This window comes from Bacillus sp. VT 712 (assembly GCF_001614195.1).
Lineage (GTDB): Bacteria > Bacillota > Bacilli > Bacillales > Bacillaceae_H > Priestia > Priestia flexa.
Genome location: NZ_LWBK01000001.1, coordinates 103,065 through 122,999 on the forward strand (window position 1 = coordinate 103,065; position 19,935 = coordinate 122,999).

The following is a 19,935-nucleotide window of genomic DNA, read 5'->3' on the forward strand; positions in this document are numbered from 1 at the left end:
TAAAGTTTGGTTTTCCATAAAAATATGAAAAAGAGTAGTTGTCAAATGGTTGATTATAAGTATAATAGAGATTGTAGATTGTGCAAACGCTTTCGCTATAAAATGAAAGCGTTCTATTTTTAGGGAGTTGTACAAGCGGTTGCACAAGTCAAACATAATAGGTCAACGGAGGGGTTAAAATGAAGAAAGCGTTATCAGTTTTCATGACTTCAGCTCTAACAGTAGGTATGTTAGCAGCATGTGGTCCAGAAGAAGGCGCAACAAGCACGACACCAGGATCTGGGAGTGGGGGAGAAAAACCAGAAAAGCTAGTTGTTTGGGAAGATAAAGATAAAGGACCAGCACTAGACTATGCAATTAAAAGTTTTGAAAAAGAACATGGTATTAAAATTGAGTATAAAGAAGTAGAAACAACAAAAATTCAGGAGCAGCTAGCATTGGACGGGCCTGCCGGAACAGCTCCAGACGTTGTAACAATTCCTCATGATAACATCGGTCCAGCTGTTACAAAAGGGTTGCTTGCAGAGTTGACAACTACTTCAGATGAGACAACATCTCGCTTTAGTGAATCATCAATTGATGCAATGACGTTTGACGGCAAGCTTTACGGTTTACCAAAAGCAACGGAAACGCCAGTACTTGTGTATAATAAAGCGTTTATGAAAGAGGCTCCAAAAACAATGGACGAACTTAAAGCCTTTTCAGAAGACTTCACAAAAGACGGGAAGTATGGCTTTTTAGCGCTACTGGATAACTATTACTTTGCACATGGTTTCCTAAGTGGTTACGGTGGTTACGTATTCGGTGAAAAAGACGGTTCATTTGATACAAAAGACTTGGGTGTCAACAATGCTGAAGCAGTTGAAGCAGTTGACTACATCAACACTTGGTACCAAGACAAGCTGTTACCGAATGGTATTATTGGAGAAAATGGTGGTAGCGCATTAGACGGTCTATTTAACGAAGGTAAAGTAGCTTCTGTTATGAATGGTGCATGGTCTTTCCAAGGCTATAAAGCAGCGGGAATTGATATTGGTGCCGCTCCAATGCCAAAGTTACCAAACGGTGAACCAGTTAAAACGTTTATGGGTGTAAAAGGTTGGAACGTTACATCATTCTCAACTAATAAAGAATGGGCTGAAAAATTTATTGACCATATCACAAACGATGAGAATGCAAAGAAACGCTTTGAGTTAACACAAGAAATTCCACCAAATACAGCATTGCTTGAAGATCCAATTATTAAAGACAATGAGTTAGCTTCTGCAGTTGCTATGCAATCTCAAGATGCAGTACCGATGCCGTCAATTCCTGAAATGTCAGAAGTTTGGCCTCCAATGCAAAGCGCAGTTCAAACCGTTATCACGGGTAAAGCAGATTCTAAAAAAGCTCTAGATGAAGCACGTAAAACAATTGAAGAAAACATCAAAGCAAACCACAGCGGTAAATAAATCAATCTGTTTAAGGAAAGAAGTACCTTTGATTCTTCAGGGGTACTCTTTCCTTACTAATAAGGCAAGCGTTTGCGCTATGAAAAGACTTACTATTTTGCTTATTTAGAATGAAAAGGAGAGGCCATACATGGAGCTAAAACATGCTGAAAATCAGCCCGAGCAAACATTTCAAGGTAGCAACCATCGTAAAATAGCGTTAGGATTATCAATCATCCCCGGGTTAGGTCAGCTATATAATCGTCAAATTCTAAAAGGAATGTTGTTTCTTTTACTTACTATTTCCTTCGTTGTTGTATTTAAAGATTTTTTGAACATTGGTTTATGGGGACTTGTGACACTTGGTGAAGTGCTGCCGCGAGACCATTCAATCTTTTTGCTAGTATACGGAATCTTGTCCGTTATTTTACTCGTGTTTGCACTCGGGTTTTATGTTTTTAACTTACGTGATGCCTATAAAAACGGAGAGAAGCGTGATTTAGGACTACGTATCAGTACGGTAAAAGAGCAATATCACAATTTACTAGATAACGGATTTCCGTATCTCATGATTTCACCAGGTTTTGTTCTTCTTGTTTTTGTTGTCATTTTTCCAATTTTGTTTGTTATTTTATTAGCATTTACAAACTATGATCTCTACCACTCACCGCCAGCAAAGCTTGTCGATTGGGTAGGATTTAAGAACTTTATTGATATGGCAACGGTGCCAATTTGGCGAGAAACGTTTATCAGCGTGTTTGCATGGACGTTAATTTGGACATTTGGCGCAACAACCCTTCAAGTAGCATTGGGCATCTTTTTAGCGATTTTAATTAATCAAAAAGATTTAAAAGGGAAAGCAATTATTCGTACTGTATTTATTTTACCTTGGGCAGTACCAGGCTTTGTTTCCATCCTAGTGTTTGCAGGAATGTTTAACGAGACCTTCGGAGCGATTAATAATGACATCCTCGCTTTTTTAGGAATTGAAGGAATAAATTGGATGACGGAACCGCTTTGGAGCCGAGTGGCTTTAATTATGATCCAGACATGGTTAGGATTTCCATTTATCTTCGCGATGACAACAGGTGTGCTTCAATCAATTCCAGAGGAGTTGTACGAAGCGGCAACTGTAGATGGGGCAACGGCTGTTCAAAAATTCATGAAAATTACGTTACCGCTTGTTCTTTTTGCAACGGCACCAATTTTAATTACCCAGTACACGTTTAACTTTAACAACTTTAACGTGATTTACTTATTTAATGCTGGTGGACCTGCGGTATCAGGTCAAACAGCTGGAAGTACAGATATTCTAATATCATGGATTTATAAGCTGACGATGACGACTCAGCAATATGGAAAAGCTGCAGCCATTACAATGTTATTGTCAGTGATTGTTATCACTGTGGCGCTATGGCAATTTAAGCGCACAAAATCATTCCAAGAAGAGGATATGATGTAACTATGAGTATAAAAACAAAAAAAACCATTCGTCTCACTTTATCATACGCAGTTGTACTAGTTATGTTTGCCATTATCTTATATCCAATTCTTTGGATTATTGGTTCGTCTTTAAATCCCGGAGATAGCCTGTCTGGTTCAAAAATGTTTCCGGAAAATGCTACGTTCAAGCACTATGCAGCTCTATTTGATACGAGCCAAAGTAATTATTTAATTTGGTATGCGAACTCGTTGAAAATTAGTATCTCAACAATGATTTTATCTCTTATTTTAGTTAGCCTAACTGCCTATTCATTTTCTCGCTATCGATTTGTTGGAAGAAAAAATGGATTATTAACGTTTTTGGTGTTACAAATGATTCCAAACTTTGCAGCATTAATTGCTATTTTTGTGCTTGCGACGGTTACAAAGTTAATTGATACACACCTTGGGTTAATTTTAATCTATGTAGGTGGAGCTATTCCAATGAATACATGGTTAATGAAAGGGTATTTAGATACGATTCCAAAAGAGCTAGATGAGTCCGCAAAGATGGACGGAGCTGGGCATCTTCGTATCTTTTTCCAAATCGTTATGCCATTAGCCAAACCAATCATTGCTGTTATTGCATTATTTACGTTTACAGCTCCGTTTGGAGATTTCATTTTAGCAAAGGTATTGCTTCGTTCAGGCGAAAATTACACGCTGGCAGTTGGTTTATATGATATGATTTCAAGACAATTCGGAAATCAGTTTACAGCTTTTGCGGCAGGGTCTGTACTCATTGCCGTTCCGATTGCTCTTTTATTCCTAGTTTGTCAAAAGTACTTTATCTCAGGCTTAACAGCCGGAGGGACAAAGGGATAATTATATGAATCTTAATCGTATAGGAATGCACAGCTTCCTTATATGAACATCAACACAAATAAACAGGCACAGTGAAATGTGCCTGTTTATTTGTGTGCATCTTGTAAAAAGGAATAGCATGCTTTTTCAAACGCTGCGATGCTGTTTGAGAGCTGCCACTTTTCAGCTTCTTGCTGTCCGTTAACTTTTAACTTCGCAAGTAGGGCAGAATCTTGAATTAAGCGGCCAATATCTTTCCCAAGTCGATTTTCATAGCGATAAGACATTAAGCAGGTTTCTTCATGACGACCGTATTCGGTATTCCCACCTGCATAGACACATACGATTGCAGCACCACATTTCATTGCTTCAAGCCCAGGTAAAACAGCTGTTTCATAAATGGACGAAGTAACAAAAATATCTGCTCGGTTGTAATAAGCGCACAGTTCATAGTCATCTTTTGGAGAATAAAATAAAAAGCCTTCCTTATTTCGCAAGTCTTGTAGAGTAGGAGACTGAGCAAACTCATTTGGTGGACAAATCAGGTTAATTCGTACACTTGGAAACTGTTTTTTGACAACCTTTAGTTGCTCAATTAAATAATCCTGATCCCGCTGCCAAGAATATCCGCCTTCTGGTATTCTCACAATAGCAGAGATGGTGAACGGTTTTCTTTTATTAGAGAGTGAAAGCTTTGAAAAGTTAGGGTTGACATAAATAGGAATATGTTCACCTTTAATCCCATGAAGTAACGAGATTAATTCTTGCTGATACCGTGAGATGACAAGCAAATAGGGTGTTGTATTGTAAGACTGAAAAGAAACGCTTTGTTCAGGAAGAAACACGGGCTCGTAGCATAAGCTAAAGCGCGCGTGAACGCCTTTTCCTTGAGCGCTTGCAGCTGCAGCAGACGGAACGGTTGAGTAGAAGTTTGAGATAATTAAGTCACTGTTGGGATAGTCTTGCTCCGTTATCACAGCACCAGGAGTCCTTGTAATCTTTGCTTTTACGTCATACTCTATGTCACCTTGTGGAGGCATTAAAATGGTTACATTATGCCCTAAATCAACAAGGCCGTTACTAATATCAGCAAGCATGCGCTGAGCGCCACCTTTGCACAGCGTTAAAATAGGAAACGTAATGTTTAAAGGCGTATTTAAAGATTGAGTTGTTAAAGAGTTAGCCTGAGCAGATGAATTCTTTTCAAGATTTACCATGTTGGCTAACACGGGACGATGAGCTTCTTGAACTGCTTTTACTTCAAGATCAATTTCCGACGTATGTTTTTTTGTTCCCATCTCATCATGCACGCGGTAGTGAACAAGCGGTTCATTAAGGTAATAAAACTCATAAGCAGGAACGCAGCGCAGCCAGTAATCATAATCTTGGGTAAATCGAAGAGCTTCATTAAATAAGCCAAGCGTAGTGAATACCTCCATTTTCATCATGATTGTACAGCCGTTAATGCTACACCCAATTTGAAGGTGTTCAATAAAATCTAGCTTGCGGTCAAAATAAACACCGGCTAAAGGCACAGTTACTTCACTGTTGTTATTAATAAGTGCATAGTTTGAATGACTAATATAAGCGTTATGTGCTTTCATAAAGTTTAGCTGCTTTTCTACTTTATCATGAACAAACAAATCATCCGAGCTAAGCCATGCAAAATATTCGCCCGTTGCGTGCTGAATACCCATGTTTAAAGCGCTGGCAGTTCCTCCGTTTTGCTTTTCTACATAGCGAATTTGATTTAAATAAGGCGTGATTTTTTCAGTATGCATCGTTGATCCGTCATTTACTACAACCACTTCGATGTTTGGGTACGTTTGTCCAAGTGCGCTTTCAATTGCTTGATTAACATAGGAACAATTATAAAAAGGAATAATAATTGATACTTTTTCCATTTTAAATCCCTTCTTTCTTTCATGCTTAAAATGAAAGGCTTGTTATAAAATTTGAAAGAATAAAACAGTTGAAAAATAGTTTTATTGTCCAAGCACTTTTAGACAAAATTCATATAATAAAATGTAAGTATATTCCAATTTAGGGAGAGAATAAATTGAGACCTATTGATGACTTTAGTGCAAGCGTGCCAAGTAACTTTAACAATAGTTTAGATCGAGTCATTCCGACTAGCGGAACTGTTGTTTTAGCTGAATTCGGACTAGCTGTTCCTCGTTCTAGTTCCAATGTTTTGTTAGAAGGGACCGTTGGTATTCGCTCTTTCTTAGGGTTACCAAACATCTTAGTTAATGTGTTACGTGACGGTGGTATTATCGGATCTGTTCAGGTAAGCACGCTGGCAGTAAATGAAATTCGACTTGCTACATTTCAAATTGTAGATGCAAATGCTCCTGTTGGCTATCATGCGTACACGATTACTGCTGAGTTGTTAAATCCGCTCCTAACACAAGCTCGTGTTACCGGTCCTCTAACGTTTACTGGAACTACAATTGGCCCTGTTTCATAATATGAACCTTTCTATTCGTTAACATTTAGCGGACAGAAGGGGTTTTTTAAAGCTGAGAGAGCATTTGTTTAAAGTGAACTGCATATTCCTGCGGTGAAAAATGCTGAATAATATGCGTAATACCTTGATTTCGGATAGTTTCACGCAAAGCTTTATCAGTAAGAAGCTCGATGCCTTCTCTGACTGCTTCCTCAATATTACCTAGGGTGAAAAATTTTCCTGTTTGATTATGAATAATAAAGCTTTTGACACCGTCAGAATCCGTTGATAAAACGGGGCATCTACATACCATGGCTTCTAATACAGCATAGCCGAAACCTTCTACTTTAGAAGTTGAGCATAAAAATCCTCCAGAATCCCCAATGGTTGAAAAATACTCTGCCATTTTGGCATGAGGTTGATTGGCGTAAATAGTTAAATGACTTCTAAGGTTGAGCTGGTCAAGCAAACGCTCAAACGCTTCACGTTCAGTTGGAGTTGAAAGCGTATTGTCTTCGAACATCCAAAGCTTGATATCAGAAGAATGTTTTATAATATCAGCTCCAATGCGAAGGAAATCACGCCAATTTTTATTATCCTCAATCCTTCCTACCCATCCGATAATTGGTGTAGGATGCTTTGGTAGCGGTTGATAATGAAATTGCTTTGTATCAAAACAGTTATGAAAGCAAAACTGTGATTTTGAAGAGAAATATTGCTGAAAAGCATTGATAAGATGAGGGGTGTTAGGATATAGAATGGCATCGCTATAGTTTTTAATATAAGAATGCGCATGCCCTTTCAAATAAGCATTTGTGTACTCTTTATCCGTTCCTAATCCTTGCACTTCATAAATCAAATGCCCCTTATAACCTAAATGTCTCAACCTTTTTAAAAGAAGATAATCTGTATTAACAATAATAGCGTCATAGCTTCCTTTTGAAATAATTTCTTTTATTTTTACATCTTCATTTGTTACAAAGACAGAAGCGGTTACTTTGTTTTGCAGACCAGTTCCAGACTGCGTATATAAAAAATCACATTGGATATCTGATTCAGACAAAGCGTAAAAGCGCTGTCGATTTAGCGTTTCAACGCCACCGCTTGGAATATAAAACGTAAATAATAGTTTTTTTCTATCTGAGTCTACGGGTGTTACTGTAGTAGGAAAGGATGCTTTAATGACAGGCTGAGCAGTTGTTTCTTTACAAAGTGGCCAGTACCTAATCATATGATCTTCTACATGTTCAATGGTTTTTTTGAAAAAGGCTTGGATAAACGGTTCTGTTCGTACGATGTTCCAAAGCCTAACCTCTTGTAAATCACCTTGGAAGTAGCCATATGAAGAATGGCCACCGAAACAAAAATGTGGAACGATTTTTCTTCGACGGCTTAAAATTCCTTTTTTGACAAATTTTCCATTTATATACAGAGAAGGAATACGATTGTGATAAACGAGTGCAAGGTGCGTCCATTCTTCCACTACAGAAGGAAAGACAAGCGTTGGTGTAAAATGATTTTTCCCCACTTCATAAATAGAGATGCCGTTCGTTCCAACGGAAATGGCAACGGACGCTTCAGTATTGTTGAGAACTTGGTCATCATCAGGCGCAATGACAAACGGCTGGTTTTTAAAGGTAGAGATACCTGAGCGAGCCTCGTTTTCAAGAAACTGTTCCTTTGAAGGGCGTACCCAAAATTCAATCGTAAATGTATTCGAAATAGGAACAGAAGTCGGTGGGTCTGCTTTAAGTTGTTCACTACCTGAAAATGATGCGTAAGAAGAGTGAAGCATTGGAAAGGACCTCCTCTTTTTTAAATTTTACATATAAGCATACGTTTCCATTTCATTCATGCTATTTCATACATATATGTTAGAGGGGGCGTTTATGTTCATTTGACATAAAAACTCTCAATAAGCACGGATTTAGTATTGGTTCATACGTTAATGGAAAGGAGGAGTTTAGATAGTGAAAAAAGTATCAATTATTATCCCTTTTTATAACTGTGCCTACATCGATCAAGCACTTGATAGTGTGTTTAAGCAAACGTATCCACACATTGAAGTTATTGTAATCAACGATGGGTCCACTGAACACTATGAGAAAATTACCCCTTACTTAGATCGAATCATTTACATTGAAAAGGGAAACGGAGGGACGGCTAGCGCATTAAATATGGGGCTGAGTCGTGCGACCGGAGATTATATTTGTTGGTTAAGTTCAGATGATATGTACTCCACAAATAAAATTGAAAATCAGCTGGCATACATGCTTAAAACTAACGCATCTTTTTCCTATACAAATTATCATTTAATTAATAAGGCAGGGGCAATTACGTCTAGAGGAATCGGTATTTACTACCCTACTCGACTTCAGATACTAAAAGAGATGAGCAAAGGTAATTTTATTAACGGCTGTAGCGTTATGATTAAAAAAGAAGTATTCGACCGGGTAGGGATATTTGATGAAACCTTACCGTATACGCATGATTATGATATGTGGCTGAGAATTATCGAACAGTTTTCTGTTTACTATATTGATGAGCCGCTTCTATACTATAGAATTCATGAGAAGATGGGAACTATGCAGCATGCGCGAACTATTAAAAAGGAAGTAAAACGTGTGAAAGCTGCTCATAAAGATTCCATACAGCAAGTGATTGCACAAGAACAAGCTAGATAAAAAGAGCACTGTTTCAGAGTCCGAAACAGTGCTTTTAATTATGTTAATAGTGGCTATGTTTACAATGACTGGATTGAAGCTCTTCTCTTGGATGAATGTAAGCACCTTCGAGTTGGATGGTTTTACTGCAACCACTTGTTACGTTTTGACAAATGCTTACTTCTACGCGAAGCTCTTGCTCACGGTTTATGCATGAAGGAGTTACGGTAAACTCGACGCTTGTCACGTCACTTTGAACAGTTGTACCTGTCGGTGCATAAAGGTATACGGTTTCTTGAATGGTAAAGGGAATGGGGTTAGATCGACAAATTTGACCAGTTGTTTGATCAACTAGCTTAAGCACATAACGTCCTTGTTTTTGCATGACTGCCCGATAAAGAGAGGAGCAATTATCTTCGTCATTTACTTTCTTTTTCGTACGCATCATTGAGTTGGTTAGTTCAGTCGTAGTAATGCCTCGTTCTGGTGAGGTTGGACATCCATTTTCATCTACAATCATAGCTTCAATAAAAAAGCGATTGCGCTGTAACAGAAGTTCGCATAAATTAATGCCGTTAATAATTTCATCGGTTCCATCGCTTTTGAAGACGTCTAGCTCACCCTCGTACTTTTTTTGTACCCAATCATAAAGGTGAAATGCATTTACACAATGAGTTTGGTGAGAGGATGACACTGTTATATTCATTCCTTTCTAGTAGAATCTATGAGTTAGTATACTCAAGTTCCTATAGAAAGTGTGTTAGGTAAACGTCTTAGTTTTTTATGCATTTTAGGAACATTTTGTAAAAAGGGGTTATATACTTTTAAGTGTATTTAAAAAACGAGGTGAACATACTGTGCCCTATATTAATCGGTTTTTAGGGAATGCAAACGGGGCTATTACATTTACGGGAAATACCTTTGGCCTCAGTAAGCAAAACAATGCAAATACCCCCGGTACTGCCCATTCTATTGGAACCTTTTTTAGCGCAAATGCAAGCTCAGTGGATGGGTCTTATCCGATTGGTACAACGGCTGACTGGCGGCAAAATGCTTCAAGTACCATATTGCGGTTGCCATCTACAACAACTAGAATTTTATACGCTGAACTAATTTGGGGTGGTTTGTATACATCCACAGATGAAAACGTCAGCGCCTTTATTAATAATTCAATTACGTTTCGCACACCTTCAGGAAGCTTTACTATTGCACCTGACACCGCTACGCGCTCAACGCTAACCGTATCTCCGAATCTCTTTTATGTACGAAGTGCCAACGTAACGAACTTAATCACAACTCCAGGAACGTATACAGCTCTTGGAGTTCCAGGTACACAAGGAAACTTAGACAATACGCTAAACTCAGCGGGATGGACACTTGCTGTTGTATACGAAGACCCACTGCAAAGATCTCGGAATCTATCCCTTTTTGTTGGAGCTGAGCTAACGAGTAGTGCCGGGACTTCAACGGCGACGGTATCTGGTTTTGGTACACCTGTAACTGGAGCTGTCAACGGACGTCTACTAATTAGTTCAATTGAAGGGGATTCAGTCATAGTTGGAGACCAATTTTTATTTGGTCCAACTCCAACAACGCTTCAAGCGGTATCAGGTCCTAATAATCCACTTACGAACTTTTTTGCATCTCAAATTAATAATGATGCCGGTACCATCGATACGTCAGGTACGTTTGGGAACGTCAACCATCCTATTGGAACCAATATTTCAGGTGCTCGTCAAGGGTGGGATATTACAAACATTGATGTATCACCGTGGTTACAAAACAATCAATCGACTGCGGCAGTCCGAGGAGCCACTAGTGGAGACACGTATGTCGTCAATACTTTGGGGCTTCAAATTGATATTAATGCACCTGTCTTTACAATTAATAAAACAGCTAACGTGTCATCAGCAAGAACTGGAGACGTTATTACGTATACCGTTACGATTCAAAATACAGGAACAGCAGCAGCAAACCTGGTGGTTGCGACAGATGCGCTGTCCAATGCGACTACCTTTGTACCGAATAGCTTATTTGTGAATGGAGTGCAACAGCCTAATAAGAATATTCAAAGTGGAATTTCTCTTGGTACAGTAGGCATTAATCAAACCATTACTTTAACCTATCAAGTTCAAGTAGCTGGGCCGTTAACAAATGTTCCGCAGCTGTCCAATCAGGTCTTTATTGAATATCGATTTGAAAGTACACCTGGAAACACGTTGACAGGTGCATCATCTTCAACAATTAATAATGTAACAGCTGTCAATAGGCCTCCAACAGTTCCCAATTATACCGTGACAAACCCAGAAGATACGCCAGCAATTGGCCAAATAGTAGGAACTGATGTAGACGGGAATCCACTGATATACCAATTGGGAACAGCACCCGTAAACGGAATTGTAACGGTCAATCCGAATGGTCAATTTGTCTATACGCCAAACGCAAATTTTAACGGAACAGATAGCTTTACTGTTGTTGTAAGCGACGGTCAAGGAGGAACAGCCGTTTCAACAGTTACTCTTATTATTACACCGGTCAACGATGCGCCAGTTACGCAAAATTATTTTGTTCAAACGCTAGAGGACACCCCGCTTACGGGGCAAATTTTTGCGACGGATGCAGATGGGAATCCGCTGACGTTCAGCTTACAAACAGCACCAGCAAATGGCGTAGTTACGCTCAATGCTGACGGAACTTATACGTATACACCCACTATAAACTTTAACGGAACGGATCAATTTGCAGCCTTAGTGAGTGATGGTCAAGGAGGAACAGCTGTTTCAGTCGTTACCATAACGGTTATTCCTGTGAATGACTCACCTGTTGTTCCAAACTATACGTTTACCACACAAGAAGATTCAGCAGTAATAGGAGCGGTTGTAGCCGTTGATCCTGATCAAGATTCGCTAACTTATCAACTTCAAAATTCACCTGCAAATGGCGTGGCGGTTGTGAATCCAGATGGCACGTTTACGTATACGCCAAACCTTAATTTTAATGGGACAGATGCGTTTACAGTATTAGTAAGTGATGGTCAAGGAGGAACAGCCGTTTCAACTGTTACCATTAACGTTTTACCAGTGAATGATCCCCCAGTTACAGGGAATTTATCATTTACAATCAATGAAGATACTACGTTATCAAATCGCGTGACCGCTACAGATCCTGATGGAGATCCTTTAACGTTTTCCCTGCAAAATGCACCAACAAATGGAACGGTACTTGTCAATGCAGATGGCACGTTTACTTATACCCCAAATTTGAATTTTAATGGAACAGATGTCTTTACTGTGTTGGTGAGTGATGGTCAAGGGGGAACAGCGATATCCACAGTAACCGTTACGATTCTACCTATTAATGACCTACCAACGGTACCCAACTATACGTTTAATACACAAGAAGATGTATCTGTTGTTGGAACCATTGTAGGAAATGATGTAGACGGAAATCCTTTAACATACACACTTCAAACCCAAGGAACTAACGGAACGGCAATTGTGAATGCAGATGGGACGTTTACGTATACGCCAACCTTAAATTTTAATGGAACAGACGTGTTTACAGTATTGGTGAGCGATGGTCAAGGAGGAACAGCGGTCTCGACCGTCACAATTAATGTGTTGCCAGTGAATGATCCACCGATAACAGGAGACTTATTTTTCACTATTCCTGAGGATAATTCACTAGCAGGGCAAGTAACAGCAGCGGATGTAGATGGAGATCCACTAACGTTTAGTTTACAAAACCCACCGGTTAACGGCACGGTACTTGTTGATGCAGATGGTACGTTTACGTATACGCCAAACTTAAATTACAATGGTAGCGATCAATTTACAGTACTAGTAAGCGATGGGCAAGGAGGCACCGCTCTTTCGACTGTTTTTATTACCATTACTTCGGTAAACGATGGTCCACTCATCCCGAACTACACGTTTACGACGCAAGAAGACGGACCGGTAATTGCTAACGTTGTGGCAATTGATGTAGATGGAGACCCACTTACCTATACGTTGCAGACGCAAGCAACAAACGGGGCAGCGGTTGTCAACGCAGATGGCACGTTTACGTATACACCAAACCCGAATTTTAACGGCACGGATGTCTTTACAATTTTGGTGAGTGATGGTCAAGGGGGCACCGCTGTTTCTACAGTAACCATTAACGTGCTGCCAGTCAATGACCCTCCTGTTACATCTGATTTGTTTTTTACCATTGCAGAAGACACGGAGATATCTAATCAAGTTGTGGCATTTGATCCAGACGGAAATCCTTTAACATACACACTTCAAACCCAAGGAACTAACGGAACGGCAATTGTGAATGCAGATGGGACGTTTACGTATACGCCAACCTTAAATTTTAATGGAACAGACGTGTTTACAGTATTGGTGAGCGATGGTCAAGGAGGAACAGCAGTCTCGACCGTAAATATTACGATTGTACCGGTCAACGACCCACCGACAGTTCCTAATTATACATTTTCAACATTAGAAGATGTGCCTTTATTGGGTGCTGTAGTAGGAACAGATGTCGATGGAAATCCGTTGACGTACACGCTGCAAACGCAAGCGAGCAATGGAGTAGCTGTTGTGAATGCAGACGGGACGTTTACGTATACGCCGAATTTAAATTTTAATGGAACCGATGTGTTTACGGTGTTGGTAAGCGACGGCCAAGGTGGGACAGCGGTTTCAACGGTAACGATTAATGTTCAGCCGGTCAACGATCCACCAGTGACAGTAGGCCTAGCGTTTACAATCAATGAAGATAACGTTATTTCAAATCAAGTACCTGCTAGTGATCCAGAAGGAGACCTGTTAACGTTTAGTTTGTTAAACGCACCTATCAATGGGACTGCAGTTGTCAACGCAGATGGGACGTTTACCTACACGCCAAACCTTAACTACAACGGAACAGATACCTTTAGTGTTCTTGTATCAGACGGTCAAGGAGGAACAGCGGTTTCAAATATTTCTATTACAATCGTATCAGTCAATGATCCGCCAGTTGTTCAAGACCGAACGATCACAACAACGGTTAATATTCCAATTTTAAGTAGTGTGCCAGCTTCAGACCCAGAAGGAAATGCGTTAACTTATACAGTGGAACAGCCACCAACAAACGGTACGGTTATATTGAACGGAGACGGGACTTTTACGTATACACCGAATCCAGCATATGTTGGCGGAGATCTGTTTACAGTTCTTGTCACTGATTCAGAAGGAGCGACAGCACTCTCAACAATAACTGTTACTGTATTAGCGACCAATGGAAACACAACGGCTCAAGACGCGCAGTTAACGACGCCAGAAGATATTCCTGTGCAGGGGCAATTGGTAGCGACAAACGTATTAGGTAATCCGCTTGTCTATACTCTTCAAGGTCCACCTGCTTTTGGAACGGTTACGTTAGATAGCGCCACAGGAGTATACACCTATACGCCCAACCAAAACTTTAATGGCAAGGATTCATTTACCGTATTTGTGACGGATAACGCCGGAGGAAACGCAATTTCTTCTCAAGTGATTACGGTTACGCCAGTGAATGATCCGCCAGTCGTACCAAACTATCAGATTACAACGCTTGAAGACACGCCTATTGCGTCAGTGGTTATCGCAACAGATGTAGACGGTAATTCACTCACATACTCACTTCTTGTTGCGCCAACAAACGGAGTAGCTTTGGTAAATACGGATGGCACCTACACGTATACACCGAATCCAAACTTTAATGGAACAGATCAGTTTACAGTTCTCGTTGATGATGGTCAAGGAGGAACAGCAACATCCATTATTACGGTCACAGTCGTTCCAGTGAATGATCCGCCGGTTGGACCAAATGAAATCTTCGTTACAACGCTTGAAGACACTACGCTAATTGGTCAAATTATTGCAACAGATCCAGACGGGGATGTATTGACCTATGCTCTTGAAAATGCACCAATAAACGGAACAGCCGTTGTTAACCTGGACGGAACTTATACGTATACGCCGAACCTTAACTATAACGGCAAGGATTCATTTACGGTGCGAATTAGTGACCCATCTGGAGCATTTATTATTACGAATGTAATGGTCACCGTTATTCCAGTAAACGATCTGCCAACCGTTCCGAACTATGCTTATACGATTCTAGAAGATACCGCTTTGAATAGCATAGTTGTTGGGACAGATGCAGATGGAGACCCGCTCACCTATTCACTAGCAGCTCCACCTGCTAATGGAACCGCAGTCGTTAACCTAGACGGCACGTTTACGTACACGCCAAATCCAGACTTTAACGGGCAAGATAATTTCTTTGTGAACGTACAGGATCAAAACGGCGGCACCGCTATCTCGGAGATTGTCATTACCATTGTACCTGTCAATGACCCACCAATTGCGCCGAATGTAATTACGGTTACAACGAATGAAGACGTTGCGGTAGGAGGCACAATTAACGCAATTGATCCAGACGGAGATCCATTGACGTATACGCTTGAAGACGCTCCTATTAATGGAACCGTAGTAATTGACTCACAGGGCTCGTTTGTATATACGCCCAACTTGAATTTTAACGGAACGGACACGTTTGCGGTTCGAGTAAGTGATACAAGCGGAGCATTTATAGTTGTGAACGTACAGGTCACTGTGAGCCCAGTTAACGATGTGCCAACCGTACCGGATTATCAGTTTAGTATTAACGAAGATACTGTGCTAACAAACCAAGTCGTTGGTACGGATGTAGACGGGGATCCGTTAGCGTATAGCTTGCTTTCTCCACCGGTGAACGGAACAGCCGTCGTGAATCCAGACGGGACGTATACGTACACGCCAAACGCAAACTTTACCGGAACGGATAATTTCTTTGTGCTGGTGACTGACCCTAATGGAGGGCAAGCGGTATCAACTATCACAATAAACGTATTACCAGTAAACGACCCACCGATTGCACCAAATGTAATTGAGGTTGTAACGAATGAAGATACGGCTATTACAAGTGCTGTAAACGCCGTGGATCCAGATGGAGATTCATTACTGTATACCCTTGAAAATACGCCAGTAAACGGAACGGCAGTGGTGGATCCGCAAGGTTCGTTTTTATACACACCAAATCTTAATTACAGTGGACCGGACACATTTACAATCCGAGTAACCGATACGGCTGGGAACTTTATTATTGTAAATGTTAACGTCACGGTTGTACCGGTAAACGATCCACCGATTGTACCAAACTATCAATATACGATTTTAGAAGATACGATTCTTATCAATCAAGTGTTTGCTACCGATGTAGACGGAGACCCATTAACGTATACGCTAGCTTATCAAAGTAGCAATGGTATAGCGACTGTGAACCCGGATGGAAGCTTCACATATATTCCTAACCCTAATTTCATTGGTGAAGATAACTTTGGCGTAACGGTTAGTGATGGGCAGGGAGGTACAGCTTTATCCATCATTACGATTACGGTTACACCGGTAGATGATCCGCCGATTGCGCCAAATGAAATCATGATTTCTACACCGGAAGAAACCCCTGTTACAACTCAAATTGTCGCAATAGACCCAGAAGGATTACCGTTAACGTATGCGATTGAAGACGCACCGATTAACGGAACGGTTATCATTGATAATAATGGCGTGTTCACCTATACACCGAATGAGAATTTCACGGGTGGAGATACATTTACCGTTCGAATTACGGACGTAGGTGGAAACTTTGTTATTACGACCGTGCTGGTTATGGTAACACCTGTTGAACAGCCGCCGGTTGTGCCAAACTACTCAATAACCACTCTGCAAAATCAAAGTGTAACTGGCACAGTTGTTGGAATCGATCCAAACGGAGACCCGATAACGTATAGCCTAGGGCAGCCTGCACAAAATGGTGTGGTGACGGTTAGTCCAGATGGAAACTTTATTTATACGCCAAACACTGATTATGTAGGAAGCGATTTATTCACCGTCATCTTAGAAGATACAACAGGATTAACTGCTACTTCATTTGTTAACGTAACAATAACACCAGTAAATCGTACGCCTGTTACAAATGATTTTACCGTTAATACACTTGAAAATACGCCGGTAAGCGGGCAAACGCCAGGGGTTGATCCAGATGGAAACCCAATTACCTATTCTATATCAGGACTTCCATTTAATGGAACACTAACGGTAGATAGCGCGACAGGTGTATACACGTACACGCCAAATTCAGGCTTTGTAGGTATTGATTCGTTTACAATTGAGCTTCATGATAATGCTGGCGGCGTTGCTCAATCTCTTGGAACAGTCACTGTCATTAGTACGAATCGCCCGCCAACCGTAAATGACTTGTCCATTGCAACGCAGCAAGGATTACCGGCAACAGGGCAATTGATTGGAACGGATCCGGATGGAGACCCAATTCGCTTTAGGCTAAACCTAGCTCCTTTAAATGGAAGCGTAGTGGTCAATAGTGATGGTACGTTTACGTATATACCGAATATTGGCTATGTTGGTACCGATAACTTTTCGGTTGTCGTAGAAGATACCCGGGGAGGGCAAGACTTTGGAACGGTATCCGTCACCATTAACCTAGCACCTCCACCATTTACTGTCCTTGGTGCAGATGTTACAACGCTTATTAATCAACCAGTTGATGGGTTAGTTGCTGTTGATGACCCTGAAGGTAATATTGTATCGTACCAAATTAGCACCCAGCCTCAAAATGGAACGGTTATTCTTAATCAAGACGGGACGTTTACGTATACCCCGAATCAAAATTTTGTTGGGGAAGGTTTCTTTGACGTCATTGTTACGGATGGCAATGGTGTTCAAGGGATAGGTACGGTTATTATCAACGTACTGCCGTCTTCAAGTATAATCGTAGTTATGGATTCTGAAATTTCTCTTGAGTTTAATACACCGATAGACGGGCAAGTTATGGCGACAAGTACGACGGGGCTTCCGCTATTGTATACGCTCCAAACGCCGATACAAAATGGAACGGTAACGGTCAATTCCGACGGTACGTACCGCTATGTGCCAGCAGCTGGATTTTTTGGTTCCGATAACTTTTCGGTACTTGTAACTGATTCAGAAGGTAACGCAGAGATTGCTAATGTGGTTGCTGTCGTTCAAGGACCGGTTAACGCCCAGCCAATTGTCACAGACCAAACGGTTCAAACGATTGAGGGTCAGCCTGTATCAGGAACTGTTATTGCAACGGATCCAAACGGGCAGCCGCTGACGTATACGCTTCTTGGAAGCGGAGCTGTGAATGGAGTTGTGATGTTAAATCCAGATGGAACGTTCACGTATACGCCAAACGCGGGATTTGTTGGCAATGATGCGTTCAGTGTACTGGTAGAAAATCCACAGGGATTAAACGCTACTACTACGATTGCCGTTGTAGTTACGCCGTTTCCAAATCAGGTTGTTGCAGAGAATCTCGTCATTCGAACAGTCAGTAACCAGCCTGCAACTGGTCAAATAATCGCAAGAGATCAGCTTGGCATACCGCTTGTGTACTCACTCAATATAAGTCCTTTATATGGAACAGCAGTAGTCAATCCAGATGGATCCATTCTCTATACGCCAAATGCAGGGTTTAGCGGCCAAGACCAGTTTAGTGTACTCGTTGTAAATGACCAGGGAGATCAAGCGATTTCTCAAGTAACAGTCGTTGTGGATAATCCAGCAAGCACAATTATCGTTCCGGATACAACCATTCAAACAGTCCAAAATCAAAGTGTTCAAGGTATTGTATTAGCGAGTGATTCTCAAGGCAGACCGCTTCGTTACTCCCAAGGATCCATGCCAGAGAACGGGACGGTTGTGGTTAATCCAGACGGAACGTTTACGTACACGCCAAATCCACAGTTCTTCGGAACGGATTCGTTTACGGTATTTGTGCAAAATGACCGTGGAGACTCATCTTCAGGAGTAGTAAGGGTTGTTGTTGAAGAACTTCAAAGTGAAATCACGGTAGAGCCACTTACAGTGTCTGGTCAGCAAAATCAGCCGGTTAGCGGTCAAGTGGTAGCAACAGATGCGCTTGGACACCCATTAACGTACGCTGTCGGTATCGGACCAGCAAATGGAACGCTTCTCTTTAACCTAGACGGAACGTTTACCTATACGCCAAATCTAGACTTTGCAGGCATTGATAGCTTTACGGTAATTGTTCGAAATGATTTGGGTGATTCAGTCACGGTGGTTGTATCGGTAGTTATTGCTAGTGCTGGAAGTCAAGTAACAGCAGATGACCAAAACGGAACGGTTGTCGCAGGACAGGTGCTTCAAGGGCAAATTGTAGCAAGTGATTCACAAGGACGCCCGCTCACTTATACGGTAGCGACAACGCCGAATTCTGGAACGGTTGTTGTAACCGTAAGCGGTGCCTACACGTATACGTCAAATCTTGGTTTTGCTGGAAGGGATCAGTTCACTGTTATTGTTCGAAATGATTTAGGGCAAGAAGCATTTTCGGTTGTGACTATAGACGTAACCCCATCAGCAAACGTTATTACAGCAAATGATGTAACGCTACAGACAACTTCCGGAACACCTGTAAACGGCTTGTTTACAGCAAGCGATACGCAAGGGCGCCCATTAACGTTTACGCTTCGCACGGTACCAACGAACGGTCGAGTGACATTAGGTGCAAATGGTCAATTTGTCTATACGCCAAACGCAAACTTTGTAGGGACAGATTCATTCTCCGTACTAGTAATTGATGACACGGGTGCAGCAACTACGGCAACCGTAACAATTACAGTGATTGAAAATCAGCCAGACGCACCAATTATTAAAGATCAAGCGTTTACGCTAAACGTCAATGAAACGATTCAAGCTCAAATTGTTGCCAGGGATTCACAAGGATTACCGCTGGCCTACAGAATTGTCACTCCACCGCAAAACGGAGTAGCCTTCATTAATCAGGAAACGGGCGTAATCACGTACACGCCAAATCCAAATTTCGTCGGAACGGATTCTGTTGTGGTGAGCGTGACTAATAGTGCTGGTGTAACATCGATAGCAACCATCACCTTTATCGTCCAACGCGGTATCAGTTTTAGGTGTTCAATTATTCTCTAAAGAATTCTCAAAAATCCTTTTGTATAGTACGCTATACAAAAGGATTT

Annotated in this window: 9 protein-coding genes; 6 read left to right on the plus strand and 3 right to left on the minus strand. The window is 41.1% G+C overall.

The window, feature by feature from the left end; translation table 11 throughout:
• Positions 1-179 precede the first annotated feature (179 nt).
• The 3 genes from A2U94_RS00520 to A2U94_RS00530 all read left to right on the plus strand — a co-directional run bounded on the left by A2U94_RS00520 (position 180) and on the right by A2U94_RS00530 (position 3,737).
• Positions 180-1,451: a sugar ABC transporter substrate-binding protein gene (locus tag A2U94_RS00520; RefSeq protein ID WP_025910242.1), complete on the plus strand. Its 1,272-nt coding sequence runs from the start codon at positions 180-182 to the stop codon at positions 1,449-1,451.
• Positions 1,452-1,581: 130 nt separating this feature from the next.
• Positions 1,582-2,892, plus strand: a complete 1,311-nt coding sequence (locus A2U94_RS00525; protein WP_025910244.1) for a carbohydrate ABC transporter permease — start codon at positions 1,582-1,584, stop codon at positions 2,890-2,892.
• A 2-nt stretch (positions 2,893-2,894) separates the two neighbouring features.
• Positions 2,895-3,737 (plus strand): sugar ABC transporter permease, encoded by an 843-nt coding sequence (locus tag A2U94_RS00530; protein ID WP_025910245.1) that lies wholly within the window; start codon positions 2,895-2,897, stop codon positions 3,735-3,737.
• A gap of 86 nt (positions 3,738-3,823) precedes the next feature.
• Here A2U94_RS00530 and A2U94_RS21735 read toward each other — a convergent pair whose 3' ends face one another.
• Entirely contained in the window at positions 3,824-5,620 is a 1,797-nt protein-coding gene (locus A2U94_RS21735; RefSeq protein ID WP_226372917.1) for a glycosyltransferase, read from the minus strand.
• 155 nt (positions 5,621-5,775) lie between these two features.
• On the opposite strand from A2U94_RS21735, the gene A2U94_RS00545 reads away from it, so the two are divergent.
• Positions 5,776-6,186: a hypothetical protein gene (locus tag A2U94_RS00545; protein ID WP_025910247.1), complete on the plus strand. Its 411-nt coding sequence runs from the start codon at positions 5,776-5,778 to the stop codon at positions 6,184-6,186.
• A 46-nt stretch (positions 6,187-6,232) separates the two neighbouring features.
• On the opposite strand, the gene A2U94_RS22215 is transcribed toward A2U94_RS00545, so the two are convergent.
• A complete protein-coding gene (locus tag A2U94_RS22215; protein ID WP_081801875.1) occupies positions 6,233-7,960 on the minus strand; it encodes a glycosyltransferase in 1,728 nt (575 codons plus the stop codon).
• Positions 7,961-8,135: 175 nt separating this feature from the next.
• Between A2U94_RS22215 and A2U94_RS00555 the strand changes: the two genes are divergently transcribed.
• Entirely contained in the window at positions 8,136-8,849 is a 714-nt protein-coding gene (locus A2U94_RS00555) for a glycosyltransferase (RefSeq protein WP_025910249.1), read from the plus strand.
• 43 nt (positions 8,850-8,892) lie between these two features.
• On the opposite strand, the gene A2U94_RS00560 is transcribed toward A2U94_RS00555, so the two are convergent.
• Positions 8,893-9,534: a BMQ_0737 family morphogenetic spore coat protein gene (locus A2U94_RS00560; protein ID WP_138116876.1), complete on the minus strand. Its 642-nt coding sequence runs from the start codon at positions 9,532-9,534 to the stop codon at positions 8,893-8,895.
• A 151-nt stretch (positions 9,535-9,685) separates the two neighbouring features.
• Between A2U94_RS00560 and A2U94_RS00565 the strand changes: the two genes are divergently transcribed.
• On the plus strand, positions 9,686-19,888 hold the full coding sequence (locus A2U94_RS00565) for a tandem-95 repeat protein (protein ID WP_025910251.1): 10,203 nt from the start codon (positions 9,686-9,688) through the stop codon (positions 19,886-19,888).
• The last annotated feature ends 47 nt before the right edge of the window (positions 19,889-19,935 follow it).